At 64.3% G+C, this 25,928-nt stretch carries 24 protein-coding genes, 1 tRNA gene and 1 pseudogene; 21 read left to right on the top strand and 5 right to left on the bottom strand.

The window, feature by feature from the left end; all coding sequences use genetic code 11:
* The first annotated feature begins 2 nt into the window (after nucleotides 1–2).
* The 15 genes from ACOGXH_RS16955 (at nucleotide 3) to ACOGXH_RS16885 (ending at nucleotide 14,108) form a co-directional block, all read left to right on the top strand.
* The gene (locus ACOGXH_RS16955) at nucleotides 3–1,028 is read left to right on the top strand and encodes a CpaF family protein (protein WP_419930266.1); all 1,026 of its coding nucleotides are present in this window, start codon (nucleotides 3–5) and stop codon (nucleotides 1,026–1,028) included.
* A complete protein-coding gene (locus ACOGXH_RS16950) occupies nucleotides 1,025–1,795 on the top strand; it encodes a type II secretion system F family protein (protein WP_419930265.1) in 771 nt (256 codons plus the stop codon). Before ACOGXH_RS16955 ends, ACOGXH_RS16950 begins: the two co-directional genes overlap by 4 nt.
* Nucleotides 1,796–1,961: 166 nt before the next feature.
* The gene (locus tag ACOGXH_RS16945) at nucleotides 1,962–2,501 is read left to right on the top strand and encodes a type II secretion system F family protein (RefSeq protein ID WP_419930264.1); all 540 of its coding nucleotides are present in this window, start codon (nucleotides 1,962–1,964) and stop codon (nucleotides 2,499–2,501) included.
* A 49-nt stretch (nucleotides 2,502–2,550) separates the two neighbouring features.
* Nucleotides 2,551–2,757: a DUF4244 domain-containing protein gene (locus ACOGXH_RS16940; protein ID WP_419930263.1), complete on the top strand. Its 207-nt coding sequence runs from the start codon at nucleotides 2,551–2,553 to the stop codon at nucleotides 2,755–2,757.
* Between the two features lie 10 nt (nucleotides 2,758–2,767).
* Nucleotides 2,768–3,142 (top strand): TadE/TadG family type IV pilus assembly protein, encoded by a 375-nt coding sequence (locus tag ACOGXH_RS16935; RefSeq protein WP_419930262.1) that lies wholly within the window; start codon nucleotides 2,768–2,770, stop codon nucleotides 3,140–3,142.
* Nucleotides 3,143–3,189: 47 nt separating this feature from the next.
* Nucleotides 3,190–3,534: an STAS domain-containing protein gene (locus ACOGXH_RS16930; RefSeq protein ID WP_419930261.1), complete on the top strand. Its 345-nt coding sequence runs from the start codon at nucleotides 3,190–3,192 to the stop codon at nucleotides 3,532–3,534.
* Nucleotides 3,531–3,980: an ATP-binding protein gene (locus tag ACOGXH_RS16925; RefSeq protein WP_419930260.1), complete on the top strand. Its 450-nt coding sequence runs from the start codon at nucleotides 3,531–3,533 to the stop codon at nucleotides 3,978–3,980. The genes ACOGXH_RS16930 and ACOGXH_RS16925 overlap by 4 nt, the downstream gene beginning before the upstream one ends.
* 75 nt (nucleotides 3,981–4,055) lie before the next feature.
* Nucleotides 4,056–5,393 carry a Na+/H+ antiporter NhaA gene (gene nhaA / locus ACOGXH_RS16920; protein WP_419930259.1) on the top strand — a complete coding sequence of 446 codons (1,338 nt, stop codon included), beginning with the start codon at nucleotides 4,056–4,058 and terminating at the stop codon, nucleotides 5,391–5,393.
* A gap of 73 nt (nucleotides 5,394–5,466) precedes the next feature.
* On the top strand, nucleotides 5,467–8,193 hold the full coding sequence (gene topA, locus ACOGXH_RS16915; protein ID WP_419930258.1) for a type I DNA topoisomerase: 2,727 nt from the start codon (nucleotides 5,467–5,469) through the stop codon (nucleotides 8,191–8,193).
* Nucleotides 8,194–8,230: 37 nt separating this feature from the next.
* The gene (locus ACOGXH_RS16910; protein WP_419930257.1) at nucleotides 8,231–9,652 is read left to right on the top strand and encodes an MFS transporter; all 1,422 of its coding nucleotides are present in this window, start codon (nucleotides 8,231–8,233) and stop codon (nucleotides 9,650–9,652) included.
* On the top strand, nucleotides 9,649–10,251 hold the full coding sequence (gene tmk / locus ACOGXH_RS16905; protein ID WP_419930256.1) for a dTMP kinase: 603 nt from the start codon (nucleotides 9,649–9,651) through the stop codon (nucleotides 10,249–10,251). The genes ACOGXH_RS16910 and tmk overlap by 4 nt, the downstream gene beginning before the upstream one ends.
* Nucleotides 10,244–11,365 carry a hypothetical protein gene (locus tag ACOGXH_RS16900; RefSeq protein ID WP_419930255.1) on the top strand — a complete coding sequence of 374 codons (1,122 nt, stop codon included), beginning with the start codon at nucleotides 10,244–10,246 and terminating at the stop codon, nucleotides 11,363–11,365. Before tmk ends, ACOGXH_RS16900 begins: the two co-directional genes overlap by 8 nt.
* A gap of 12 nt (nucleotides 11,366–11,377) precedes the next feature.
* A tRNA-Thr gene (locus tag ACOGXH_RS16895) sits at nucleotides 11,378–11,450 on the top strand.
* Between the two features lie 314 nt (nucleotides 11,451–11,764).
* On the top strand, nucleotides 11,765–13,231 hold the full coding sequence (locus tag ACOGXH_RS16890) for a hypothetical protein (RefSeq protein ID WP_419930254.1): 1,467 nt from the start codon (nucleotides 11,765–11,767) through the stop codon (nucleotides 13,229–13,231).
* Nucleotides 13,232–13,292: 61 nt separating this feature from the next.
* The gene (locus ACOGXH_RS16885; RefSeq protein WP_419930253.1) at nucleotides 13,293–14,108 is read left to right on the top strand and encodes an enoyl-CoA hydratase; all 816 of its coding nucleotides are present in this window, start codon (nucleotides 13,293–13,295) and stop codon (nucleotides 14,106–14,108) included.
* A 35-nt stretch (nucleotides 14,109–14,143) separates the two neighbouring features.
* Here ACOGXH_RS16885 and ACOGXH_RS16880 read toward each other — a convergent pair whose 3' ends face one another.
* On the bottom strand, nucleotides 14,144–14,938 hold the full coding sequence (locus ACOGXH_RS16880) for a Gmad2 immunoglobulin-like domain-containing protein (RefSeq protein ID WP_419930252.1): 795 nt from the start codon (nucleotides 14,936–14,938) through the stop codon (nucleotides 14,144–14,146).
* A gap of 25 nt (nucleotides 14,939–14,963) precedes the next feature.
* Here ACOGXH_RS16880 and ACOGXH_RS16875 point away from each other — a divergent pair, with 25 nt between their 5' ends.
* From ACOGXH_RS16875 to ACOGXH_RS16865, 3 genes and pseudogenes are all read left to right on the top strand, one after another.
* Entirely contained in the window at nucleotides 14,964–16,085 is a 1,122-nt protein-coding gene (locus ACOGXH_RS16875; RefSeq protein ID WP_419930251.1) for an amidohydrolase family protein, read from the top strand.
* A 35-nt stretch (nucleotides 16,086–16,120) separates the two neighbouring features.
* Nucleotides 16,121–16,705, top strand: a pseudogene (bioB, locus tag ACOGXH_RS16870) (biotin synthase BioB); the annotation flags it as partial.
* 628 nt (nucleotides 16,706–17,333) lie between these two features.
* Complete coding sequence (locus ACOGXH_RS16865) at nucleotides 17,334–18,821, top strand: RCC1 domain-containing protein (protein ID WP_419930250.1); 1,488 nt, start codon at nucleotides 17,334–17,336, stop codon at nucleotides 18,819–18,821.
* A 36-nt stretch (nucleotides 18,822–18,857) separates the two neighbouring features.
* Here the strand turns inward: ACOGXH_RS16865 and ACOGXH_RS16860 are convergent, their stop codons facing one another.
* From ACOGXH_RS16860 to ACOGXH_RS16850, 3 genes are read right to left on the bottom strand one after another with little or no spacing between them, the layout of a single operon-like run.
* A complete protein-coding gene (locus tag ACOGXH_RS16860) occupies nucleotides 18,858–19,670 on the bottom strand; it encodes an enoyl-CoA hydratase/isomerase family protein (protein ID WP_419930249.1) in 813 nt (270 codons plus the stop codon).
* A 16-nt stretch (nucleotides 19,671–19,686) separates the two neighbouring features.
* Nucleotides 19,687–20,814 carry an LLM class flavin-dependent oxidoreductase gene (locus ACOGXH_RS16855; protein WP_419930248.1) on the bottom strand — a complete coding sequence of 376 codons (1,128 nt, stop codon included), beginning with the start codon at nucleotides 20,812–20,814 and terminating at the stop codon, nucleotides 19,687–19,689.
* Nucleotides 20,815–20,861: 47 nt separating this feature from the next.
* The gene (locus ACOGXH_RS16850) at nucleotides 20,862–21,989 is read right to left on the bottom strand and encodes an LLM class flavin-dependent oxidoreductase (RefSeq protein ID WP_419930247.1); all 1,128 of its coding nucleotides are present in this window, start codon (nucleotides 21,987–21,989) and stop codon (nucleotides 20,862–20,864) included.
* An 89-nt stretch (nucleotides 21,990–22,078) separates the two neighbouring features.
* On the opposite strand from ACOGXH_RS16850, the gene ACOGXH_RS16845 reads away from it, so the two are divergent.
* The 3 genes from ACOGXH_RS16845 to ACOGXH_RS16835 are packed head-to-tail and all read left to right on the top strand — an operon-like array spanning nucleotide 22,079 to nucleotide 25,166.
* A complete protein-coding gene (locus ACOGXH_RS16845) occupies nucleotides 22,079–23,044 on the top strand; it encodes an alpha/beta fold hydrolase (RefSeq protein WP_419930246.1) in 966 nt (321 codons plus the stop codon).
* The gene (locus ACOGXH_RS16840) at nucleotides 23,044–23,997 is read left to right on the top strand and encodes an alpha/beta fold hydrolase (RefSeq protein WP_419930245.1); all 954 of its coding nucleotides are present in this window, start codon (nucleotides 23,044–23,046) and stop codon (nucleotides 23,995–23,997) included. Before ACOGXH_RS16845 ends, ACOGXH_RS16840 begins: the two co-directional genes overlap by 1 nt.
* Complete coding sequence (locus ACOGXH_RS16835) at nucleotides 23,994–25,166, top strand: hypothetical protein (RefSeq protein WP_419930244.1); 1,173 nt, start codon at nucleotides 23,994–23,996, stop codon at nucleotides 25,164–25,166. Before ACOGXH_RS16840 ends, ACOGXH_RS16835 begins: the two co-directional genes overlap by 4 nt.
* Here the strand turns inward: ACOGXH_RS16835 and ACOGXH_RS16830 are convergent.
* On the bottom strand, nucleotides 25,163–25,921 hold the full coding sequence (locus tag ACOGXH_RS16830) for an SDR family NAD(P)-dependent oxidoreductase (RefSeq protein WP_419930243.1): 759 nt from the start codon (nucleotides 25,919–25,921) through the stop codon (nucleotides 25,163–25,165). The two genes, ACOGXH_RS16835 and ACOGXH_RS16830, sit on opposite strands and share 4 nt — an antisense overlap.
* Between the last annotated feature and the right edge of the window lie 7 nt (nucleotides 25,922–25,928).

Below are 25,928 nucleotides of genomic sequence, written 5' to 3'. Positions count from 1 at the left end.
CGGTGGTCTGGAGTCGCAGCGGGGGAGGAAGGGAGGCCCTCGACCCGTTCCTTTGCGACCCATCGGTATCGGAGATCATGGTGAACGGCCCCGGACCAGTGTGGGTAGAGCGCCGCGGTCGCTTGGAGACCACCAACACGATCCTGGATACCGAGACAATTGAGCTGATCATCGAGCAAACGGTGGCGCCCCTCGGCCGCCGCATCGACCGCAGCTCCCCGATGGTGGACGCCCGCCTGGCCGACGGTTCTCGCCTCAACGCAGTGGTACCGCCGGTTGCGGTGGACGGCCCCTACGTGACCATCCGCCGGTTCTCTGTCCGCCCGGTTCCCTTGGAGGAATTCGCCCCTCCGGGGGTGGTGTCCGTCTTGCGATGGGCGGTAGCCGCTCGCTGCAATCTGGTGGTGTCGGGGGGCACTGGCGCAGGCAAGACAACTCTGCTGAATGCGCTGGCCGGCTCAATCGGCCCTGGCGAGCGGGTGGTGACCGTGGAGGACGCCGCCGAACTGGCCTTGGACAGTGATCACGTCGTGCGCCTCGAGGCGCGGCCTACGGACACTGAAGGGGTTTCCCCGGTCACCATCCGCCAGCTGGTGCGCAACGCCCTGCGGATGAGGCCCGACCGCATCATCGTGGGCGAGGTCCGGGGGGCCGAGACCCTCGACATGCTTCAGGCGATGAACACCGGCCATGAGGGATCGCTGTCCACCTGCCATGCCAACAGCCCGGCCGACGCCATCAGCCGACTGGAAACCATGGTGCTCCTGGATGGAGGTGCCGTCCCCCTGGCCGCAGTTCGAGATCAGATCGCCGCCGCGGTGGACATGGTGGTTCACGTTGCCCGTCGTCCCTTGGGGCAGCGGCGCATTGTGTCGCTGGCAGTGATCGACCGTTCCGAGGAACGTGTTGACGGAAGTCGGCCTCAGCTTCGCCAGATAGCCGACGAGCTTCAATTGCACAGCCTGCCAGCGGTCGAACCTCGGTTGCCCGAGGTTGAGGCACCCGATTCCCAGTGGCTCGGCCGATGACCACGATCAGGAGGGCCATGGCAGCGGTGGCCGGTCGCATTCAAACCATGGCTGCTATGGCCGACATAAATCTGACTTTGGCCCAGGTTTGGCAGGCACTGGGTGCCGCTGCCTTGCTTGGCGCGGGATTCGGCGCACTCCAGGCCGGCTTTGTCGGGGCGCTGATCGGAATGTCCGGAGTCGTCGCCACGAGCCTCATGGCGCTCAGGCTCAATCGCCACCGACGCGATCGGGTGATCGAAGGTCAGCTTCCCGGCTTTCTGGAGGCCATTGCCCGAGGACTGCGCACTGGTTTGCAGCTCGGTCCCGCGGCCGTGGAGGCCGCCTCCAGCACTTCGCCGCCGCTGGGCTCAGAAGTGGCACTGCTGGCCGCTGAACTCCAGCGAGGACTTCGCAGCGCTGAGGTGTTTGAGCGTTGGGCAAGTCGTCGCCCCGGCAGCAGTGCTGGCTTGGCTGCGGCGGCCGTTGCCTTTGCCGCTACCGCCGGTGGAGCCCGTGCCCGGGCCATCGACGGGGTGGCCGCCACGTTGCGTGATCGGGCTGCCCTTGAGCTGGAAGTGCGCTCGCTTACTTCACAGGCTCGGGTGTCGGCGATGATGATCGCGGCTCTGCCTGTCGGCTTCATGGTCTTGTCGGCTGGCGTCGGGGACGCCGGGGCCAGATTTCTGTTCACCACCCCACTCGGTTTGGTCATCCTCGCCATCGGCTTGGGCCTCGATGTGATCGGTGCGCTGTGGATGCGCCGGATCGTCAACGCTCGGGCTTGAGGTCATGCTTCCAATCGCATTGGGGTTGATGTGGGCAAGCGTGGTGGTGCTGTGGGGTTGGCGTAGACGGCCCCGTCAGGTTCGATCACCCACTCCCATCCCGCAGCGGGTCGGCTCTTCCACAAAGGCAACGGCACTCGGGATTGCTTTGGCCATCGTGATTGCTGTGGCCGTTCATCCGGGGGTCGGGGTCGGTATCGGTCTGCTGGTTTGGATCACCCCTCACCGACAGCGAGTCCGGCAGCAACGACGGCGACAGGCCGAGGTGCTGGAGGAATTGCCCGAAGTAGTCGATCTGCTGCGGCTGGCTATCTCCTCGGGACTCAACATTCATCAGGCGGTGGCTGCGGTAGGGGATCGCCTCGGCGGCCCGGTGGGCCTTGGATTGGCCGGTGCCAGCTGGCGGGTCCGTACTGGCATGCGCCTGGCCGATGCGCTGGAAACCCTGCCGGACTCTGTCGGCGAGCCGGTGCGTCCCTTGGTGAGGGTCCTGATCGACGGCGACCGCTACGGCACCAATTTGGAGCCCGCTCTGGAGCAGCTGGCGGCCGACAGTCGCCTTCTGCGACGCCGCCGGGCCGAGGATCTGGCTCGGCGTCTGCCGCTGCGGCTGTTGTTGCCCTTGGTGATCTGCATACTCCCGGCCTTCGTTCTCCTCACCCTGGCTCCGGTAATGGCCGAGACGCTTTCGATCTTGCGCCAATGACCAAGACCCCATCTTCCCCTTCCGCTTCCATTCCGCACAGGTATTCAGCATGTTCTTACTTCGATGTCTCATCAACGTTCACTCATGGCTGGCCCGACTTCGATCAGACCGGGGTCAGGCCACCGCCGAATATGCCCTCATCCTCCTGGGGGCCGCCGCAATAGCGATGCTCCTGGTGACCTGGGTCACCAGGACCAACCGAATCTCCAACCTTCTCGACGCCGTTTTCCGCCACATCACCGGCCTTGTCGGCTAGCGGCCCGGAGGTGGGCCCTGCGGCCCGCGACCGAGGACAGGCTGCGGTAGAGACTGCTCTGGTGCTTCCGCTGATCATGGCGGTGGTGTTGGCGCTGGTTCAGGTGGGGCTTTTGGTGCGAGACCACGTTTTGGTGGTACATGCGGCCCGAGAGGCAGCCCGTGCTGCGGCGGTTACCCCCACCACCGAGGCAGCTTCCGCCGCCGCGCTTGCTGCCACCAATTTGGATCCAGACAGGTTGGTGGTGGAAACCGAGGGCAGCCGGACGACCGGCGGCCTCCTTCAAGTCACCGTGCGCTTTCGGCCCAAGCCCTCAGTGCCCTTCGTGGGCCGCCTGTTCCCCGCGGTGACCATCCAAGAGGCGTTGACCGTTCGCGTGGAATAGCCGCTCTGGACCGAAACGAAATGAAACCACCACTAGTCTGATATGTCGTGGAATTCGGCGTCACCGTTGCCTCCCATAAAGGATGGGAGGTCCTAACGGTTACCGGTGAGATCGACATGGCCACCGCGCCCCGATTCCGCCAGCGGCTGCTCGCCTTGATCAGTGGCGGGGCTCAAAACGTGGTCATCGATCTCTCCGGGGTGGATTACATAGATTCCACCGGTCTCGGCGTGCTCATGGGCGGGGCCAAGCGAGTGCGAAGCGCCGGAGGAGACATCCGGTTGGTCACAACGGGTTCCCGCCTCGCAGATCTGATCGAGCTCACTCGGCTCGACCGTGTCTTGGATGTGTTCGACTCGGTTTCGGCGGCCACCGAGGGTTCTGGCTCGTGACATCCGACCCCACCCAATTCGACTTTGAGATTCCCGCTCGCCCGGAATATCTCTCGTTGGTTCGCTCCTTGGTGGTCGAAGCCGCCGAAATGGATGCATCCCTAAGTCGAGAGCGAATCGAGGACTTCAAGGTGGCGGTTTCCGAGGCCACGACCAATGCCATTGAAGCCCATGCCCGAGCCTGTCGTGACGATTCCATCCGGATACGCTGCACGCTCTTCGACGACCGCCTTGAATTCCACATCACCGATCGGGGCTACGGCTTCTATCCCGATCAGATTCAGGTACTCCCCGAGCCCGACGATCCCAGCCGCTTGAACTTCGAGCGGGGCTTGGGCATTTATCTCATGAGAATCCTCTCCGACAAGGTCGAGATACAGAGCGGGCCCGACGGCACCGAGGTCTATTTGGCCATCGACCTCTCGAACAACAACTCGAATTCCTGAGCCGAATGCGAATGAACGGCCGAGTGCTCGCTGTGACTGAGAAAGCCAGGCTAAGAGCGGCTACTTTCAGCGCTGGTGGCTGACAAAAACCTTCTCAGCGATCTGACCTTCCTGGGTGGCCCCAGCAGGTTGGCCCGGTATATCGGCCGTCCGATTCACCATTTCGCGGCCATCGAGGCCGCGGGCGGTGTTCTCATGCTGGTCGCCACGGTGGCCGCCCTCGTATGGGTCAACTCCCCTTGGCAGGACTCCTATAACGACTTCTGGCACACCCACCTCTCGTTCGCGGTGGGCGACTATCACTTTGAGCGTGATCTCGCGCACATAGTGCAGGACGGCCTCATGGCCGTGTTCTTTTTCGTGGTCGGCTTGGAGATCAAGCGGGAGTTGGTGAGCGGGCAGCTCCGGGATCCCCGCTTTGCCGCGCTGCCCGCGGTGGCCGCCCTCGGCGGCATGGTGGTGCCTGCCCTCGTCTACTTCGCCTTCAATGCCGGTGGGCCCGGCCAAGACGGCTGGGGCATTCCCATGGCCACCGACATCGCCTTCGCCATAGGGGTCCTTTCGCTGCTTGGCAATCGCATTTCTTCTCAGATGAAGGTGTTCCTGCTGACCCTGGCCATCGTCGACGACATCGGCGCCATTCTGGTGATCGCCATCTTCTACACCAGTGATCTCTCCAGCAATTGGCTGCTCACCGCCGCCGTTTTGCTGGCCGGCATTCTGGTGCTCCGCCGGCTCAACATTTGGTACCTGCCCTTCTACCTCGTCATCGGGGTCGCCTTCTGGCTGGCCGTGCTGGAATCCGGGGTTCACGCCACCATCGCCGGGGTGATCCTGGGTCTAATCACCCCGGCCAAGCCCCTCCAATCAGAAGACGAGGCCCGCCGCTGGGCCAATTGGCTGCGAATGCAAGATGTCGTGCACCTTGACGACGTGCGCCGGGTCGGATTCCACCTTCGAGAATCGCAGCCCGTCAGCCTGCGTATTGAAGAGATGCTCCACCCCATAGCCGGCTACGTCATCATCCCCCTCTTCGCTCTGTCGGCCGCGGGGGTTGAGCTTTCCGGCGACGTGCTCTCCGACGCGGTCACTTCGCCGGTGACACGGGGGGTGGTCATTGGATTGGTGGTGGGCAAGGCCGCCGGCATCTCGTTGTTCGCATGGATCGCCCATCGATTGGGCTGGGTCACCATTCCAAAATCGCTGTCCGGCCTCCACATGGTGGGGCTGTCCATGGTGGCGGGCATTGGCTATACAGTGTCGCTTTTCATCTCCCGGCTGGCCTTCGACGATCCCGCTGTCGCCGATGAGTCCAGAATCGGCATTCTGGTGGGATCGCTGATCGCTGCCGTGGTCGGCATGGCGATTCTCTCCCGTACCGAACCCCCGCTCAAGGGCTCTGAGGAGACTTGATCCCCGGATTTGTCGCTCATCCGGTTTAGGGTCTGTTTGACATCAACTCCCTACCAACCCCTAGCTTCTCCCCGTGCCCAACGCCCTCGTTATCGTCGAGTCTCCGGCCAAGGCCAAGACCATCGCGGGCTATTTGGGAAGCGGCTACGTGGTTGAATCCTCAATCGGGCACATCCGCGACCTGCCCAGCAACGCTGGCGAAGTACCTGAGGCGTATCGGGGTGAGTCGTGGTCTCGGCTTGGAATCGACGTCGACAACGACTTCAAACCGCTGTATGTGGTGCCCTCCGACAAGAAGTCTCAGATTCGCAAGCTGAAGCAACTGCTCAAAGAGTCCGACGAGCTGTTCCTCGCCACTGACGAAGACCGCGAGGGAGAGGCCATCGCCTGGCACCTGCTCGAAGTCCTGTCCCCGAAGGCCGATGTCAACGTCAAGCGGATGGTGTTCCACGAGATCACGCCGACGGCCATTCGGTCGGCCATTGAATCCCCTCGGGACCTAGACCGCCGCTTGGTAGACGCCCAAGAGGCCCGACGGCTGCTGGACCGGCTGTACGGCTATGAGGTGTCACCCGTGCTGTGGAAGAAGGTGCTGCCCCGTCTCTCGGCCGGGCGGGTGCAGAGCGTGGCCACCCGCATCGTGGTCGAGCGCGAGCGCGAGCGCATGGCTTTCACCGCGGCCGACTATTGGAGCTTGAGCGCGGTTTTCCGGGTGTTGGGCGACCTTGGCCCTGGCGACCCCTCCACCTTCAGTGCCTCTCTCACCGCGGTGGACCGGGCCAAAGTGGCGGTGGGCAAGGACTTCGCCAGCGATGGCCAACTCCGCAGTCCCGACGCCGTCCACTTGGACGAGGAGGCGGCCCAAACTTTGGCCCGCGGCTTAGCCGAGGCCGAGATCAGCGTCCGAGGCGTCGAAGTGAAGCCCTACCGCCGCCGGCCCGCGGCCCCGTTCATGACCTCCACCTTCCAGCAAGAAGCCGGTCGCAAGCTGCGCCTGTCGGCGGCCATGGCCATGAGAGGGGCCCAGTCTCTGTACGAGAAGGGCTACATCACCTACATGCGCACCGACAGCACCACTCTGTCGGACGCAGCTTTGCGGGCGGCTCGCGCCGCGGTCTCTGAGCGCTTTGGAGCCTCCTACCTGCCCGATGAGCCCCGCCGATACGCCAAGAAGGTAAAGAACGCCCAAGAAGCCCACGAGGCCATCCGTCCTTCCGGCGACCAGTTCCGCTCCCCAGAGGAGGTGAGGGCAGAAGTACCCCAGATGGAGGCACAGGTCTACGAGCTGATCTGGCAGCGAACGGTGGCTTCGCAGATGACCGACACGGTGGGCGAGACCGTCCATGTAGACCTTGGTGGAACAACCGACGATGGGCGCGACGCCGAGTTCTCGGCGGCGGGCACGGTGATCACGCATGAGGGCTTTCGCCGGGTCTACACCGAGGGCACCGACGAGGAGGCCGACCAGGAGGAGGCCGAGCGGCGAATGCCGTCGCTGGCCACCGGCGACCCGCTAGCCATCGACGAGCTGTCTCCCTCAGGCCACACCACCCAGCCCCCGGCCCGCTACACCGAGGCATCGCTGGTGCGGAGGCTGGAGGAACTCGGCGTCGGCCGGCCGTCAACCTATGCCGCCATCATGAACACCATCGTCGACCGGGGCTATGTGTGGAAGAAGGGAACGGCGCTGGTGCCGTCGTTTACGGCGTTCTCGGTGGTAACCCTGTTGGAGAAGCATTTCCCTAATTTGGTGGACTATGCCTTCACCGCTCGCATGGAGGACGACCTCGACGGCATTGCCTCAGGCGACCGAGAGGCCATTCCGTGGTTGAGCCGGTTCTATTTCGGCCCGGCCGACAACGAGCCCGACGACGACTCCGCTCACGGCGTTGCCAAGTACGGGCTTCGTACCGCGGTATCCGATCGCCTAGGCGAAATCGACGCCCGAGCAGTGAACTCCATACCCATCGGCGCCGACGAGAACGGAGAACCGGTGGTGGTCAGGGTCGGGCGCTATGGGCCCTATGTGCAGCGCGGCGAAGACCGGGCCAGCCTGCCCGACGACCTGCCCCCCGATGAGCTGACCTTGGATCGGGCGCTGTCGTTCATCTCGGCCCCTTCCGACGACCGCACCTTGGGCGACGACCCTGAGACCGGGCTGCCGGTGGTGGTGCGCTCCGGCCGGTTCGGCCCCTATGTTCAGATCGGAGAAGAAGCCGAAAACGGCGGGGAGAAGCCCAAGCGGGCATCCCTGCTGTCTGGCATGCAGCCGGAGACGATCACGCTCGCCGACGCCCTCAAGGTGCTGTCGCTGCCCCGCGTGGTGGGCACCGATCCGGACGACGGCACCGAGGTCGTAGTTCAAAACGGCCGCTATGGCCCCTACGTCACCAAGGGCAAGGAGAACCGGAGCCTCGACTCCGAAGATCAACTGTTCACCATCACCCTGGAGCAGTGCCTTGAGTTGTTGGCCCAACCCCGGCGCCGACGGGGTCAAACAGCCCAGCCGCCCCTTCGGGACCTCGGCCCCGACCCGGCCACTGAAAAGCCAATGCTGGTCAAGGATGGCCGCTACGGCCCCTACGTGACCGACGGCGAGGTAAACGCCTCGCTGGGCAAAGCCGACTCGGTGGAGACCCTGACTGTGGAACGGGCATCGGAGCTGCTCCAGAGACGGCGCGACAGGATTGCCGCCGGTGGTGGCAAACCCCCGGCCCGCCGCAAATCCACGGCCAAGAAGAAAGCCCCGGCGAAATCAGGGACGGCAAAGAAAAAGTCGCCGCCTCGGTCGGGATCGTAAGCCAGTAGCTACCCTGAGCGGGTGGAGGCGGCTCGGCATGGCTTTTGACGAGTCCTCTGCGGTGCCCGAGCCCGCTAGTTCTCCCAAGTCCTCTGCGGTGGCCTCGGCTCGGATTGACCGGATTTTCGGCAGCGCCCAGTACTTCCGGCTGTGGATTGCCCAGATCTTCTCCTCCGGCGGCGACTGGCTGGCCCTGTTCGCCATCCTCATCACCGCCGACCGTGTGGGCGGGGGCACCCCTGAGGCGTCGGTGGCCTACGTGATGATCGCCCGTTTCCTACCCGGACTCATTTTCGGATCGGCCGCCGGGGTGCTGGTGGACCGCTGGGACCGCAAGCGGACGATGGTGGTGTGCGATATCGGGCGGGCCGCCACAATTTTGTGGCTGCCGTTCGTGGACTTCGTCTGGCAGCTTGTGCTGGCCTCACTCATCCTGGAGGGCTTTGCCCTGCTGTGGGCGCCGGCCAAGGAATCCTCGGTGCCCAACCTTGTTCCCCGGGAGAAGCTGACCGCGGTCAACTCGCTCTCATTGGTAGCCGCCTACGGCACATTCCCGCTGGCCGCGGCCGTGTCCATCGGTTTGGCCAGCTTGGCCACGGTGATCCAGCGGGTCAGCGCCGTCGACTTTCTGCGCATCGACGCCGAGTCGATGGCGTTCTACATAGATGCGGCCACCTTCATCGCCTCCGCGGCCATTATCTCCCGGCTTGCCCTGCCCCGGGGACCGCAGACGACCAGTGGGCAGGCCGATGGCTCCACTCGGGTCTGGGCGCCGGAGCAGGTATTTCAGGACTTGCGAGACGGGTGGAGCTATATCTTCTTGAACCCCACCGTGCGGACGGTGAATGTAGCCCTGGCCGTCGGACTGATCGGCGGGGGGATGATCGTGCCGCTGGGACCGGTGTTTGCCGAGGATGTGCTTCACGTAGATGGCGGTGACGGATTCCGCGCCTTCATGGTGGCTCTGGGGATTGGTGTGGCGATCGGTATCGCCGGTCTGACCCTGCGGCAACACCGCCTGCACAAAGAGCAGGTCTTCCTGGCTGCCGTCTTCGGGGCTGGTGCGTGCCTGTTTGTGGCCACTTCGATGTGGACTCTGGTGGGGTCGGCGTTGCTCGTCGGGGGGCTCGGCGTGTGCGCGGGTACGGTCTACGTGTTGGGGATCACTTTGCTCCAGGAGAACGCCACCGAAGAGCTGCGGGCCCGGGTATTCGCCGGGCTTTTCACGCTGGTGCGGTCGTCGGTGATGCTCGCTCTGTTGCTCGGACCTGCGTTAGCCCTGTTCCTCAACGGTCTGTCGGACAAGTTCTTCGACAAGGAGATAAGCATTCTGGGATTTGACGTGATTATCCCCGGTGTTCGACTCACGCTGTGGCTGGCCGCCCTCATCATGGTGGCCGCCGGATTCTTGACCCTGGCCTCCCGAAGCAGGACCGGGGGACGGGCTGCTAGCTCATGACCGGCCGCCTGATTGCCTTCGAAGGCGGCGAGGCCGTTGGCAAGAGCACGCAGGCCAAACTGCTCGCCGAGCGGTTGGGAGCGTTGCTGACCTTCGAGCCGGGTGCCACCGATTCTGGGGCCGGGATTCGTTCGCTGGTGTTGGATTCGCCCGACCTGGCGCTGTCATCCCATGCCGAGGCCCTGCTGATGGCCGCCGACCGGGCCCAGCATGTCGCCGAGGTGATCCAACCCGCACTGGACTCAGGAATTCACGTGGTCACCGACCGGTTCATCGGGTCGTCCTTGGCCTATCAGGGCTTCGGACGCCACTTGGGGGTCGACGATGTGCTGGCCCTGTCGCTCTTTGCCACCGGTGGTCTCCAAAGCGACCTGAACGTGCTGTTGAAGGTGTCCGAGGAGGTGGCCCGGTCTCGCCAGTCATCGCCCGGCGACCGAATCGAAGCCGAGGACGCCGACTTTCACCAGCGGGTGCTCGACGGGTTCCGAACGCTGGCCCAACAGGACCCCGACCGGTGGGTGGTGATCGACGGTGGCCGACCGATAGACGAAGTGGCCGACGCGGTGTACGCCGCAGTTCGGGATCGACTCGGTGTCTGACTCGTTAGACCTGGATGAGCGGCCACCCGATTCGCTGGGCGACTCGCTGGGCGACTCGCTGCCCGGCATCGAGGATGCCGTCGACGATGTCTGGGCCCGATTGGAGGGCCAGCCCCGAGCAGCCGAGATCCTGGCCTCGGCGGCAGCCCAGCCGGTTCACGCCTATTTGTTCTGTGGCCCGAGGGGAACCGGCAAGCGCACCGCCGCACTGGCCTTTGCCGCATCGCTGATCGGAACCGACTCCCGTAGCCGCCGCCTAGCCATGGTTGGTCGCCATCCCGATCTGTCCATCCACGAACCCGAGGGTCGGACCCTGCGGGTGGCCGAGGCCGACGAGATCATCTTCGAGGCGTCCCGCAGCCCGGTGGAAGGGCGTCTCAAGGTGATCGTCTGCGACCGGTTCCACACCGCTGAGCCCGAGGCAGTGGCCAGCCTGCTCAAGACCATCGAAGAACCGCCTCCCACCGCGGTCATTGTGCTGTTGAGCGAAGAGATCCCTCCCGACCACACCACCGTGGCCTCTCGCTGCATCATCGTGGAGTTCGACCCGGTGCCCGACGACGACGTGCGCCGCATCCTCGAGCGCGAGGGGGTGAGCTCTGAGGGCCTAGACGACATCGTGGCTGCCGCCGCTGGGGACGTGAGCCGGGCGCGGCTGCTGGCCACCGACTCCAGCCTCAGCGCCCGGCGTCAGGCGTGGGCCGGCGCGCCGGCTCGACTGGACGGCACCGGGAACACGGTGTCGGCGCTGATCGACGAGCTGCGGGCGCTGATCGACGAGGCCCAGGAGCCGCTGACGGCCCGCCAGCGAGTGGAGTCTGACGACTTGGCCCGCGTGGAGGCCGACGTGGGCCCTCAGGGCCGTCTCCGCCGGGAGATGGACGCCCGTCACCGGCGCGAGCAGCGCCTCCTGCGGGTTGACGAGTTGCGCTTCGGACTGGCCACCCTGGCCGCCTTTTACCGACAGCAAATCGCTGACGACCACCACCCCCAGGAAGCGGTGGTTGCCATCACCCGCATCCGCGACGCCCACGCCGGCCTGGTCCGCAACCCCAACGAACCCCTCCTACTCCAAGCCCTTTTCCTGTCTCTTCCCAGCGTGCATCACTGGTAGCCTGACGCCCGCGCCCGAGTAGCTCAGTCGGCAGAGCAATTCATTCGTAATGAATAGGTCAGGAGTTCGATTCTCCTCTCGGGCTCTGCGGGGAGCTTTGCAATAGGCGCACAGAACATAGAACCACGCCGTCTCCGCACGGCCGGCTCGCTCCCAAAAGGTTTCAACTGGAGTCAAAGATCCGTCGGCCTATTGGCGGGTGCGCGAGCAGACTCGTTGAGGGCGTTTACTCTCAACAAGTCTCAACTGGAGTCAAAGACTTGTCGGCCGGAACCCCCTGTACGCTGGGTCTTCAATTCCACTATTATCTACTCTAAATATTTAATAGTAGTTTAGACCCAGCCGCACCCGGCCAAAGACAGGGTCGCCGGCGCGATACGCCAACTAGGCTTCGTGCCCTTGTCTGGCTTCGCCGCGTTCAGGGCTGGGGGCACAGTCTCGCTGGCTGTTGCTGTTCTGGCCGCGGCGGTGGTCGTGCCCGCTGTCTCTGCTCCTGTGGTGATGGCGCAGGCCGTCCAAGACGTGGAGGAGCGGGACAGCCTGATCGCCAATCAGGAGAACCTGTTGAACACCTACCGGTGCCTGTTCGGCGTGGACGTCGAGGTGGTCCCTGGCGGGTGCCCGGACCCCGACCGGATATCACCCGGGGCTGCACCCCAGAATCCGACGCAGCAGGACATCGACGCCCGCGACCAACTGATCCAAAACCAGGAGGCGCTTTTGAACGTGTACCGGTGCCGGTTCGACGTCGACACTCAGATCGTGCCGGGAGGCTGCGTGGACGGGCGGCCGTTCGACCCGACCGCCCCGCTGCCTGTGCCCGATTCGTCGCAGCCGCCTGCCCGGCCGACCGGGTACACCCCCGGCGACTCCGGGCCGGGCTTCACCGTCGACGCGAACGGGCGGGTGCGCCTGTCCCGGCTGATGACCGCCGACGAGGGCATCAGCACCTATGTCGCCGCCGGATACAGCAGTGACATAGCTGCGACCATATGGGCCGGGCCGACTTCGGGGCAGGGATCAGTCGGCGGGGCGCGCTCCAGCGACGGTGCCAGCTACCCCTACTCGAACCCCATCGCTGGTGTGTCGGGCCAGCGAATGGCCGAATGGGCGCAGGCATGCGTCACCGCATTCGAGGACGCTGGAGTACCAGCCTATGCTCGCACACAACGAGACAACCCCCGGCCCATCCACCGCATGGCTGCGAATCCCGGCGGGCTTGTCGCCAGATGCACTCTGGGGGTTCTCAACTCCGGGGCATGGAATCTCGTGTCCATGATCTTCGGCGTCGATCCGAACTGCATCGTCGACCACATGATCGAGTTCATGCCCGTAGTTGCTGGCCGCGCAATGGGCCGCAGCTTCGCCGACATGGGCCACCACAGGCTGGACTTCTGGTGGGGCAACCACTGCCAGATTCGGGTGTTGCATCCGCTTGGCGCCGAGCTGGTGATCGGCCCGTTTGGAACTACCGGCAACTGGACGGAAGTCCTGTACGAGCGGACAGAAGCGGAACTGCTGGGCGATTGGGCACCATGGAACGGCACCGCCTGCCATACCGGGCGTGCCACGAGGGCGAGCACGGACATCAACAGTGTTCTGCGACCCCGAATCGACATACTCGCCATGGAGACGCTGCGGGTAATCAACTCGGGCCGCTCCTGCTGGCATCCCGGAACAGCCCCGTGGACAACCGCCGACCTCGACCAGCTCGGCATCAGCTATGTCGTGTCGTCGGCCACAGTGGCATCGCATCACCCGGCGGGGACGCTTTCGGTGTTCATGCGGTTCCTGCCCGATTCGCACCCGACTGAGCAGCGGCTCAGCCCGCCCGCCCCGGCCTACTGGACGCTGGCTGGAAGCTGACCCGATCGGCTTGCCCGGCGGAGGATTCGCACGGAATCAGTGGCTGGTACTGTCGCCCGCTATGTCCTCCGTAGACGATTTCGTACTGATCGACCACCCCCGGCCCGACATCGCGCTGGTCACGCTGAACCGGCCCGAGCGCATGAACGCCATGGCCTTCGATGTGATGGTGCCCCTCGCCGAGGCCCTGCGGGATGTTAACAACGACAACAACATTCGGGCGGTGGTGGTTACCGGCGCCGGTCACGGCTTCTGTTCCGGTGCCGACCTGGTGAGCGCGGGCCGGGTCCCCTACATCGATGGTCTCACTCCTTCAACGATCGCCCACCGGGCCGCCGACCGTCTTCACGAGGTCATCGAGCTGATCGGCGATCTGCACCAGCCGGTGATTGCGGCCATCAACGGCGCGGCCATCGGCGGGGGGATGTGCCTCGCTCTGGCCTGCGACATACGCATAGCGTCCACCGAGGCCTACTTTCGGGCCGCTGGCATCAACAACGGCCTCACCGCGGCCGAGCTGGGTCTCAGCTTCACCCTGCCCCGGGCGATCGGGTCGTCGCGTGCCTTCGAGATCATGCTCACCGGACGAGACGTTGATGCCGATGAAGCCGCCCGCATCGGCCTTGTGAGCGAGACGGTGGCGCCTGCCGACCTGCTGGAGCGTTGCTACGAGATCGGCACCGGAATCGCGGCCTTCAGCCGTCCCGGCACCGAGCTCACCAAGAGGTTGCTCTGGTCAGGCCTGGAGGCTTCCAGCTACGCGGCCCACATGCGCTCTGAGATGAACGCCCAACTGCTGGTGCGAATGACCACCCGCAACTTCGAAGAAGCCATCCTGGCCCGCTCCGAGAAACGCCCACCCGTCTTCGAAGACTGACGCCTTGCCGAGAGCCCATCGCAGTTCGGGTCCAGTTACGACCCGTCTACCAGTCTCATTGGGAGCATGGTGAGGGAGGAGATGCTGCCGTCGACGGCGGAGGTGGTGAAGCCGGTCAAGGTTGCCCAGTCGCCGGAGGCGGGGCGTTGGTCGAAGGGCAGGGAGATTTCGAACGGGAGGTTCTGACCGAGGGCTCCACCTTGGGCCAAGGCCAGGCCTAGGAGGCCGTCTTGGTCTTCTACCTGGAACACGATCGAGCCCTCGAAACCATTGCCTTCGCCCCGCACCAACGTGCCGCCGGCCAGCAGCTCGCCGGCGGCCGGGAACTCCACCACGATGTCGTCAGATTGAGCGCTTATCACCACCCAGGCCAGGGAGCCGTCGTCGAGTTGAACCTGCTGCATATGGATGGTGGTGGCCAACCCGAATGGCGAGCCGTCCTCGGCAATCCTGGGCAGCTCGGCGGTGGCGGTCATTTCGGATTGGACGGCCGGTCGAGGCACGGCGGCCCTGTCTCCGCTGGCCACTTGCAGGGCGAATTCCATCGCCGCCTCATCAGGGGTGCTCGGCCACAATTCAGGCTCGAATCTGGGCCACACCAGCAGTTCCGGGAAGGGGATGGGGGTGGGCTCGGGGATTGCGGTCGGGGTTGGCGATGGCGTCGTGGTTGGGGTTGGCGTCGGGACGACCACCGTTGGAATCTCGTCCAGGTCCACGGTCTCTTCAGCGGCTACTTCATCGGCGGGCACCTCCGGCTCCTCAGCATCATTGCCGCAGCCAGCCACCACAAGGACCAGCGCCAGCAATAGAGCCCACATCCGGCGAATCACACCCGAACACTATCCTGGGGCCTCCATGCTCCCGGCCGACGTCAAGCCCATTTCGGTCGACGACCACATCATTGAGCCTCCCCATCTGTGGCAGAGCCGTCTGCCCGCCGCCTACCGGGATCGCGGCCCCCGGGTGGTGGAGCTGGAGAATGGTACCGAGGCCTGGCTGTACGAGGACCAGATAGTCCAAACCGTGCGGGGCAATACCCGCACGCTGCCCGGCTACGACGACGACCCACTCGGCGTGGCCCGGTTCAGCGAGATGCGCCCCGGCTGCTACGACCCCACCGCCCGCCTCGACGACATGGACCTCGACGGCATCTGGGCCCAGGTCAACTTTCCCGACTTCAGCCGATTCGCCGGCCACCGCTTCGTGGTCAGCGAGGACTTCAAGCTGGCCTCACTGTGCGTGGCGGCCTACAACGACTTCATCCTGGAGGAGTGGTGCGACACCGATCCCCAGCGTCTCATCCCCCTGATCGTGGTGCCGCTGTGGGACCCGGTCGCCGCGGCTTCCGAAGTGCGGCGCACCGCAGCCATGGGAGCCCGGGCGGTGGCCTTTTCTGAGAACCCCACCACTCTGGGGCTGCCGTCGGTGTACACCGACCACTGGGAGCCGCTGTGGGAGGCGGTGGACGAGACCGGCCTGGTGGTGTGCTTGCACATCGGCTCGTCGTCCAAGCTCATCAAGTCGTCCGATGACGCCCCGCCCTGCACGGTGCTGCCCTATGTGGGGGCCAATTCCATGATCGCCTGCTCCGATTGGCTCTTCTCCGGCATCTTGGACCGCCACCGTTCCATTCAAGTCGCCTTCTCAGAAGGCGGGGCCGGCTGGGTGCCCTACCTGCTGGAACAGTCCAGCGAGGTCTTCAACAGCTTCCAGGTGCAGCTGCCCGCCGAGCGTCCCCCTCGCGAGACCTTTGCCGAGCACATGACCGTGTGCATGCTGCGCGACGACACCGCCATAGCCGCTCTCGATGTGATCGGTGAGGACAACATCACCTGGGAGTCCGACTACCCCCACGAGTCCACTCTGTTCCCCCACAGCATGGAATCCCTCCGGCACGCCACCGCCCCCATGACCGAGCAGGCCGCCCGTAAGTTCGCCGAAACCAACGCCCGCCGATTGTTCAAGATCGGCATTTGATTCAAAGCGACAGCAAAGCCGTCCAGGAGGTGTGAGCGCTCGGCATGGAGACCTGCGCCACATTGGGCATGCTGACGGCCGAGCAAGCCATCACTTTGGCCGAAGCTGGGCTCGACTACTACAACCACAACCTCGACACATCGCCTGAGTTCTACGGCGAAATCATCACCACCCGCGTCTACCAAGACCGCTTGGACACGCTCGGCCACGTACGCGACGCCGGGGTGAAGCTGTGCACCGGGGGGATTGTCGGCATGGGTGAGTCGCGGCGGGACCGCGCTGGTTTGCTGGCCCAACTGGCGCGGCTCGATCCTCACCCAGAGAGCGTCCCCATCAACCTGCTAGTTCAAGTCCCAGGTACCCCGCTGTTCGGCACCGACAAGCTCGATCCACTTGAGCTGGTCAGAACCATCGCAGCGGCCCGGCTCATGATGCCGGAGTCGGTGGTTCGCCTGTCAGCCGGTCGCAACGAGATGACCGACGAACTCCAAGCCCTGTGCCTCCATGCCGGGGCCGGCAGCATCTTTCTCGGCGACAAGCTCCTCACCACCGCCAACCCTGGCACCACCCGCGATGATGACCTCTTGACGAGGCTCGACACCAGCATGGCGAAGCCATAACTGTCCCATTCGTTGGCCCAACGTCGTGCCCCCGAAGTCGTGCTGGAAGAGGTTGCCAAGCGGAGCCATATGGGCTACTAGTGCCGGAAAACTCCAATCGGTGCTACCCAGATTCTGTCGCTCGCGTCACATCGTAAGTTGCTGAGATGCGCGATATCAGTGAGTAAGCGAATACCTGGGCGAGCCTTAACCTGTTCCTGATCTCTTGACAAACAGGAACGGGTGTAATGATGGGTTCAGTCAACGTCGAGTGGGAGATTGGCTGGTGGAATTGATCGGAAGAGGCAGGAGCTGGTGGGGGGCTCATGTGTTTGTCTTGTGGCTGGCGGTGGCGCTTCTGGCTACAGCGTGTTCGGGCGACAGCGGGGACGAGAAGGGCCTACGGTTTGGATCAGCGGGTGATACGGCAGTCGCTGACACTGCATCCAGCAAACCTCAAGACTCAATTGCGGAACCAACCTCTCCTTCCCCCGACCCTAATGTTCCGCTCGAACCCCAGCCGGAAGCCAATCAACCGACGCCAGTTGGACCCTTGAGTGCAATCACTGCTGGTTGGGGGTTTACCTGTGGGCTCCGGGTAGACCAAATCGTCCAATGCTGGGGTCACAACCAAAGCAACTTTGGCGAGATGGAGGTGCCAACGGGGCTGTTTATGGCCGTCTCTTCTGAAGGATTCAATTCGTGCGGGCTTAGGACCGAGGGCACGGTCGAGTGCTGGGGCGTAAATGAACAGCAAGAGGCTCTCGATGCGCCAGCCGGGCGATTCACGGCTGTGTACACCGGTGTATATCACTCGTGTGGAATCAGGCCCGACGGCGAAGCGGCATGTTGGGGAGAGAATGACGATGGTGAGTTGGAGGCACCGGCTGGCCCATTTCATTCCATTGCTACTGGTAAGGACGTCAGCTGTGGCCTCAGAACCGAAGGCAATGTCGTTTGCTGGGGCAGAGGTGATGAAAGCCAGATAGGTGTCCCGACTGCTCAATTCACCACAGTGGTGGCTGGTGAAGATCACATGTGCGGTCTCATAGTGGATGGCACTGTGGCCTGCTGGGGCAATAACAGCTACGGCCAATTGGATGCGCCTGGTGGTCGTTTCACCGACGTTGCTACTGGGCATGAGCAAACGTGTGGGCTCAAAAGCGATGGGACGGTGACCTGCTGGGGAAGGAACTACTACGGCCTATTGGATGCGCCTGGTGGACGTTTCACTGACCTGGCTACTGGGTATGGGCATTCGTGTGGGCTCAGAAGCGATGGTACGGTGACCTGCTGGGGTACCGACTACTACGGCGAGGTAGATGCACCTGATGGCCTGTTCACCGGTATTTTCTCTGGGAGTTATCATTCTTGCGGGATCGGGACGGATGGCATAGCAATCTGCTGGGGTTTGAATACCGATGACCAGGCAAATCCTCCTGACGAGCGGCTAACTACAATTGCCCTTGGTGTACGGCATTCGTGTGGGCTCAAGACCAACGGAACTGTGGTCTGTTGGGGCACGCCCTGGAAGGGCCGGACAATGGCCCCCGATGGGGAATTCACCTCGGTTGCGGCAGGAGTCAACCACACATGTGGGCTTAGGGCTGATGGTGTTGTCGTTTGCTGGGGAGATGATGAACTGGGTCAAGCGAGCCCACCCGGGGGTCTGTTTGTCGCTGTGGACACCGGTGGCTATCACTCTTGTGGACTGAGGGCTGATGGTACCGTCGAGTGCTGGGGGCAGAACCGAATTGGTCAGTCGGATGCGCCTGACGACCAGTTTGTGGCGATATCAGTCGGCGGTTCCCATGGCTGTGGACTAAGGGCTGACGGTACCGTCGACTGCTGGGGCAGTGGTACAAATCAGATTGATGCACCTAGCACTCAGTTTTCCGCCATCTCGGCTGGAAGCTGGTATTCGTGTGGTCTGACGCAAGACAGTTCTGTGGAATGCTGGGGGAGAGGGAGAATCGATGAGCTTCGTGTTCCGAGCGGCCAATTTTCCGCAGTTGCCAATGGATTCGAGCATGTGTGTGGAATCAGGATTGATCAAACCATCGAATGCTGGAGTTGGGTCTCAAGCTTGCCTGAAGGTGTGCAGTGGGTGGGACCAACGTACGGGTCAGGGCAATAGAGACATAGCTGCCTGATGGGTGAACAATGGGTGGCGTTACTTCTGGTCCTTGTCGAAACCGAAGCGCTCCATTGAGGCTTCGAAGGCCGCGACGGTGGAGTACACCGCCACCCGGTCGAATTGTCGCTGGATGTGCCTATCGGTCACGTCGGTGTGAACGTCCACTGCCATCTTGGCCAGCCCCACTGCCTCGGTGGGCAGCGACATCAGGTGTCGGCAGAACGCATACACCTCGTCCATCAGCGATTCCGCGGGGTACACGTCGTGGATCAGCCCGATTGATTTGGCCTGCTCGGCGTCAACCTCCATGACGGCCATCGCCATCCACTTGGCCCAGCTCGGCCCGATCAGCCGGGTCAGCCTGCTGGTGCCCCCGCTGCCGGCGATACCTCCCAATTTCACCTCTGGCAATAGGAATGACGCTTCGGGGGTGCAGAACCGGAAGTCCACCGAACCGGCCATCTCCACCCCCGCCCCCAGGCAGCGCCCCTGGATGGCCATGATCACCGGCTTCTCCACCGCCTCCATCTCGTCGTAGAGCAGGTGGTGGCTGCGGTAGTCCCGGCGGAAATTCCACCCCGGGTGCTGGTCCATCGTCTCGGGGTCGCCGGGTCGGTTCCCCGCTGGGCTGGAGATGTCCTGGCCGGCGGTGAAATAGCGGCCCTTGGCGGTGATCACCATGCAGCGAAGGTCGTCCCGGTCGCCCAGCGCCAGCACCGCCTCCCACATCGCCGCCGTCATCTCATGGCTGATGGCGTTCAGCTTGTCGGGGCGGTCGAGGGTGACCGTGATGATGCCGTCGTCGATGTCGATGACCGCGTTGGGGTGGCCAGCTGGATCGTCAGCCATGGTTCAGACCCTAGGTCTAGGCCGCGGCCTCGCGCAGGCGGTTGGTGCGGTGAACCGGATCGGTGTCGATCTTGGGGATCACGTGCTCGCCCATCAACTCGATCATCTTGAGGTCGTCGGCCCGTTCGGCCGAGCCCAAGCCGAACACCAATTGGTCGGCCCCGGCATCAGCCCACGCCTGGGCCCCCTTCAGTGCCTGGTCGGGATTGCCCATCACCGCGCCCGGCTGGCCGATCATCGCCTGGGCCTCCTCGATGGGGGGCATGGGGATGGTCTGGGGCCACGGTGGCACCCACTCGGGGCGGGGGAAGGTGTCGTGGTAGCGGAACACGTTGGACTGGAGGTAGGTCATCGACGACCGCATGATGGCGTCCACCGCTTCCTCGGTGGTCTCGGCCACGAACGCCCCGCTGGTCACCATGATGTTGTCGTTCACGAACGACCCCACCGGCTCGGCGTTCACGATCTCCTTCTTGTAGGCCTCCAGCACCGGGGCCAACTCCGCGAGTTCACCCACCGAGAAGCCCAGCACGCCAAGCCCCTTGCGGGCGGCCATGGCATAGCTGGTGGTGTTGCCCGCCGCGTACCACATGGCCGGATGTCCCTTGCCCCACGGCTTGGGCAGCACCTTTCGGGGCGGCAGCGACCAGAACTTGCCCTCGTAGCCCTCGTAGGTGTCCTGGGTCCACATCTTGGCGAACTCGCCGATCACGTCCTCCCAGATTTCCTTGGTGGCCGAGGTGTCGGTGATGCCCTCCTTGTGCAGAAAGCCCAAGATCTCGTGGCTGCCGGCGCCCCGGCCGGTGCCGAACTCGAACCGGCCCCCGGAGAGGTGGTCGAGCATGGCCACCCGCTCGGCCACCTTGGCCGGATGGTTCACCTGGGGAAGAGGGTTGAAGATGCCCGAGCCGATGTGGATCCGCTCGGTGGCGCTGGCCAGATAGCCGGCCACGGCATCGTTGGCCGACAGATGGGAGTACTCATCCAAGAAATGGTGCTCGGTGAGCCACACGTACTTGAACCCGGCCTTGTCGGCCGCGATCACCAGTTCCAACTCCTCCATCAATGCCTTGTGCTCGGCTTCGGGATCGCCCTCCCGGCGAAATTGGGGCACATAGCCCTGGATGAAGACTCCAAACTCCATGACGGTCTCTTTTCTTGGTGTTTTGGCTGATATTTCCTGGTTGACCCTTAAGCCGCGGCCTCGCGTAGGCGGGTGGTGCGGTGTACCGGGTCGGTGTCGATCTTGGGAATCACGTACTTTCCCAACAGCTCGATGGTCTTTAGGTCGTCGGCCCGCTCGCTGGAGCCCATGCCGAACACCAGTTGGTCGGCCCCGGCGTCAGCCCACTGCTGACAGCCCTTGAGGGCCTGATCGGGGTCGCCCATCACGCTGCCCGGCTGGCCCACGCCTTGCCACAGCTCATCAGCGGTCGGCATGGGGATGGTCTGGGGCCACGGCGGCACCCACTCGGGGCGGGGGAAGGTGTCGTGGTAGCGGAACACGTTGGACTGGAGGTAGGTCATCGACGACCGCAGCGCGTGGTCCACCGCTCCCTGATCGGTTTCGGCCACGAACGCCCCGGTGGTCACCATGAGGTTGTCGTTGACGAACGCCCCCACCGGCTCGGCGTTGACGATGTCTCGCTTATAGGCCTCCAGCACCGGGGCCAGTTCGTCGAGGGCCCCTACCGAGAAGCCGAGCACGCCGAGGCCCTTGCGGGCGGCCATGGCGTAGCTGGTCACGTTGCCGGCCGCGTACCACATGGCCGGATGCCCCTTGCCCCACGGCTTGGGCAGCACCTTGCGGGGCGGCAGCGACCAGAATTTGCCCTCGTAACCCTCGTAGGTGTCCTGGGTCCACATCTTGGCGAATTCGCCGATGACGTCCTCCCAGATCTCCTTGGTATGGGAGGTGTCGGTGATGCCCTCCTTGTGCAGAAAGCCCAGGATCTCGTGGCTGCCGGCGCCCCGGCCGGTGCCGAACTCGAACCGCCCGCCGGTGAGGTGGTCGAGCATGGCCACCCGCTCGGCCACCTTGGCCGGATGGTTCACCTGGGGCAGCGGATTGAAGATGCCCGAGCCGATGTGGATGCGCTCGGTGGCATGGGCCAGATAGCCGGCGATGGCGTCGTTGGCCGACATGTGGGAGTACTCGTCGAGGAAGTGGTGCTCGGGCAGCCACACGTACTTGAACCCGGCCTTGTCGGCCGCGATTACCAGCTCCAACTCCTCCATGAAGGCAGTGTGCTCGGCATCGGGATCCACGTCCCGGCGATGCTGGGGCACGTACCCCTGGATGAAAAGTCCAAACTCCATGTCGGCCTCTCTGTGGGCTTTCGGCTGATATTTCCTAGCATCTCGCCCGCTGTAAGGCATAAGAGCGAGAGCGAATAGGCTGCCAGACCGTGCCTCCCATCCGACCCGATCAGCCCCCCACTCCACCCGCCGATGCCTTTGCCATCCAGCGGGCTCCGGTCGATGGCGACCTGTCGCTGGCCTACATCCGGGAGGGAGAGGGCGGCTACCCCTTGGTGCTGGTCCACGGCTATCCCGAGACCAAGCGCATCTGGTGGCGCAACATCATCCCGCTGGCCGAGGCTGGCTACGAGGTGATCGTGCCCGACCTGCGGGGTTACGGCGATTCCGACCTGTCAGACGACGACCAGTACGACCTGGTGCTGTACTCCCGTGACATCCACACCCTGGTTCACGACGTGCTCGGCCACGAGCGGGTCGGGCTATTGGGCGGCGACGTGGGCGGCGCGGTGATTGTGGACATGGCCAACCGCTGGCCCGAGTTCGCCGAGCGGATGGTGTTCTTCAACACCGTGGCCCCCTTCATCGTCGACCAGGTGGACTGGTACACCGAGCGGGGCCTGTCACTGAACCCGCTGCCCCACGGCCCCACCGGCGACTACCGCATCCGCCAGGGCCGCGACCCAGACCAGCTCCGGGCCGACCTTGACACCCCCGAACGCTGCCGCCGCTACGTGCGCGACTGCTACGAGCACCGGCTGTGGGCCTCCCAGTACTCCTTCGAGGAGGACGACATCGACTTCATGACCGAGCCGTTTGCCGGTCTGGAGCGGTTGGCTGCCGGCTGGTCGGTGTACCAGCTGGAATACGGCCGACCCATGACCGAGCCGCCCATGATGGGCATGCAAGTGCAGGCACCCACGCTCATCCTCTATGGCCCCGACGACCAGGTGGTTCCCAAGGACTTCCCCAAACGCTGCGAGATTGCCTTCGCCAACCGGGTGGGGCCGGTGGTGATCCCCGAGTGCGGCCACTTCCTCCAGTGGGAGCGGGCCGACGTGTTCAACGAGCTGGTGAAGTACTTCTACGCCGATTTGAAGGAGGGAAGCGGCTGATGCACCTCAATGAGTTCGCCTCCACTGCCGAGCCGCTGGACATGACGGTGACCGCTGAGTTCGAGAGCCTGTGCACCAGTGCGGCCGACCTTGGCATCGCCCACGGCTCCGACATCTCCTACGTGTCCCGCAACATCGTGGCCCGCCATCACCGCTTCCACTTCTCAGAGTGGGGAAGCGCCGAGAACCAAACCGTGCTGCTGCTTCACGGCGGCAACCAGTCGTGCCACTCCTGGGACCTGGTCAGCCTGGCATTGGCCGACCGCTACCACGTCTTGGCCCTCGACCAGCGGGGCCACGGCGACAGCGAGTGGGCCCGCGACGCCGACTACTCATCGGGGGCCATGGCCGCCGACGCCGCCGCCTTCTGCGAGGCGCTTGGGGTGGCCGACCCCATCGTGATGGGCCATTCCATGGGCGGCATGAACACCATGCGCCTCACCCTCGACCACCCCGATTTGGCCAAGGCCATCGTGCTGGTGGACATCGGTCCCGAGATCTCCGAGGTGGGCACCGAGGTGATCCGCACGTTCGTCACCGAGAACCGGGAATTCCAAGACTTGGACGACTTCGTGGCCGCGGTGCAGAAGTACGACCCCTACCGCAGTCGAGAGCACATCGAGCGCACCGTCAAGTACAACCTGCTCCAGCGGGTCGACGGCACCTACATCTCCAAGGTGGACCACGGCCCTCGGCTGGCCCACGGCGCCGAGCACCGCCGGGCTGGCGACCGCTTCACCCTGGAGGAAGCCGAGCGCATCGCTCAGCCGGTGCTGCTGGTGCGGGGGGCCGACTCCTGGGTGCTCACCGAGGAAGCCGCCGAGCGGTTCGCCGATGCCCTGCCCAGCGGGCAGTTGGTGGCCGTGCCCGATTGCAGTCACAACGTCCACGGCCAGAACACCCCCGGCTTTCTGGCCGCGGTGGAGCCGTTCTTGGCAAGGTTTGCGTCGTGAGCGATATCAGCACCGCCGTCGATGCTTGGGATCAGTGGTGCGATCTGCTCAAGAAGATGGGCCGTGAAGTGGTCGCCCCGCCCTATCCCACCGGCGACGGCGGCGACTTGGAAATGCTCGAGCATGTGGCCGACAACGTGGTGGCGTTTCTGGAGTGGGAAGTGCTCCACGCCGACCCCACCCGCCCATTCTTCAATCGCCAGAACGACCTGACTGTCCAGTGGGGCGGTCCCAATGCCGACAACGTCTACCGCCACGCCCGCATCGAGCCTGGGCGCCGCTATCGCATCACCGGCAACATGCACGGCTGCGACGACTTCATCATCGCCCTGCGGGCCGGGTTCATGCACAACGACATCTGGGGCACCAAGGCCACCATCACCGCCCACGATCTCGGCCTCGCCCGTCACGACGACTTCGAGATCCTGCTGGGGGGCGAAGAGCCTGGAGCGGTGGCCATTCCCGACGGCGTGCTGTCGGCGTCGATACGGGAGTATTACTTCGACTGGACTGCGGATGAGCCCGCCTTCTTCACCATCGAGTGCCTCGACCCCGAGCCTGCCCCCGTGCTCGACGGGCCAGCCTTCGCCAATCGCGTGGAACGGGCCATGATGCAGATGACCGACTCCATCGAGCGGTGGAACGCCTACATGGTGATGAACCGGGCCGAGCGCATCGACAACACCTTCACCAATCGCACCCTGGAGGTGTCCAAGGGCCTGTCCATGGCCCGCTACGAGTTCTGCTTCTGGGATCTGGAGCCCGACCAGGCGCTGATCGTGACCGCCGAGGTGCCCGAGGCTCACTACTGGGGGGCCCAGCTCTACATGATGGGCACGTTCGAGCTGGTCGACACCTACGCCCACATCTCCTGCCGCAATCAGACCCAGACAACGATCTCCTCCGACGGCAAAGTGCGCTACGTGGTGTGCGGCACCGACCCGGGTGTCGCCAACTGGCTGGACAACGCCAACCGCCGCAACGGTCTATGCACTCTGCGCTGGTTCTGGCCTACCGGCGACCAGGCCATGGCTCCCACCACCGAAGTGGTTGCCCTTTCTGACGTGGCAGCCGCTCTCCCCGACGACCACCCCACCGTCACCGCCGCCCAGAACGCCGCCGACCTCGCCACCCGCCAAGCCCACCTCCGCCACCGCTTCAGGACTTAGGGGCGCATTAGACCTCCACCATCAACCTGAAACGTCTCCCCAGTGACGTATTGGCTGGCGTCGGACAGCAGGAACCCGATCACCGGGGCAATGTCGGTCACCGGGTCGCCGTCGCGGCCCATGGGGTGGTTGTCGAACAGGGCCTTGTACGACGCCAAGCGGTCGGGGTCGTCGTCGGGCGGTGCCCGATGGGCCACCGATGCCGGGTTCACGCAATTCACGGTTATGCCGTCGCGCCCCCACTCTCGGGCTGCGGTGCGGGTCAGCGAGCGAATGGCCTCTTTGGCCGCTCCGTAGGGCCCGTAGCCGGGTCCGCCGGTGATACCCACGTTGGTGCCGAAGGTGATGATGCGGCCCCGGCCCTTAGCCGCCATGTGGGGATGAACCGCCTGCATGAACCACAGCGTGCCCTTGGGGCCGGTATTGAGCAGCAGGTCCATGTCCGACTCGTCCACATCCAGCAGCGGCATGGTCGGGCGGAACGACTGGGCGTTGGCCACCAGCCCGTCCACCGTGCCCCATCGCTCCACCGTGCGGTCGACCACCTCGTTGGTGTGGTCCCGGTCACCCACCGACCCGGCCACCGCCAGCACATCGCCGCCCCGCTCTCGCAGTTCGGCCGCGGTGGCCTCGATCCGCTCCGGCTTGCGGCTGGTCACCGTCAGCTTGACGCCCTCATCAACCAGATATTCGGCGATACCTCGACCGATGCCCTTTGATGCCCCAGTGAGGATCACAACCTGACCTTCCAGCATCGTCTGA

It is taken from the genome of Candidatus Poriferisocius sp., from assembly GCF_965208355.1.
In the GTDB taxonomy this organism is placed as follows: Bacteria; Actinomycetota; Acidimicrobiia; order Acidimicrobiales; family Bin134; genus Poriferisocius.
Note: the sequence above shows the minus strand (reverse complement) of the source record. Positions and strands in the feature narration are given on the sequence as shown.

Bases quoted from the DNA above. Each gene is read 5' to 3' on its own strand.
- ACOGXH_RS16950 (WP_419930265.1), top strand. From the start codon at position 1,025: ATGACCACGATCAGGAGGGCCATGGCAGCGGTGGCCGGTCGCATTCAA.
- ACOGXH_RS16940 (WP_419930263.1), top strand. From the start codon at position 2,551: ATGTTCTTACTTCGATGTCTCATCAACGTTCACTCATGGCTGGCCCGA.
- ACOGXH_RS16910 (WP_419930257.1), top strand. From the start codon at position 8,231: ATGGCTTTTGACGAGTCCTCTGCGGTGCCCGAGCCCGCTAGTTCTCCC.
- tmk (WP_419930256.1), top strand. From the start codon at position 9,649: ATGACCGGCCGCCTGATTGCCTTCGAAGGCGGCGAGGCCGTTGGCAAG.
- ACOGXH_RS16885 (WP_419930253.1), top strand. From the start codon at position 13,293: ATGTCCTCCGTAGACGATTTCGTACTGATCGACCACCCCCGGCCCGAC.
- ACOGXH_RS16875 (WP_419930251.1), top strand. From the start codon at position 14,964: ATGCTCCCGGCCGACGTCAAGCCCATTTCGGTCGACGACCACATCATT.
- ACOGXH_RS16865 (WP_419930250.1), top strand. From the start codon at position 17,334: ATGGAGGTGCCAACGGGGCTGTTTATGGCCGTCTCTTCTGAAGGATTC.
- ACOGXH_RS16860 (WP_419930249.1), bottom strand. From the start codon at position 19,670: ATGGCTGACGATCCAGCTGGCCACCCCAACGCGGTCATCGACATCGAC.
- ACOGXH_RS16855 (WP_419930248.1), bottom strand. From the start codon at position 20,814: ATGGAGTTTGGAGTCTTCATCCAGGGCTATGTGCCCCAATTTCGCCGG.
- ACOGXH_RS16850 (WP_419930247.1), bottom strand. From the start codon at position 21,989: ATGGAGTTTGGACTTTTCATCCAGGGGTACGTGCCCCAGCATCGCCGG.
- ACOGXH_RS16840 (WP_419930245.1), top strand. From the start codon at position 23,044: ATGCACCTCAATGAGTTCGCCTCCACTGCCGAGCCGCTGGACATGACG.
- ACOGXH_RS16830 (WP_419930243.1), bottom strand. From the start codon at position 25,921: ATGCTGGAAGGTCAGGTTGTGATCCTCACTGGGGCATCAAAGGGCATC.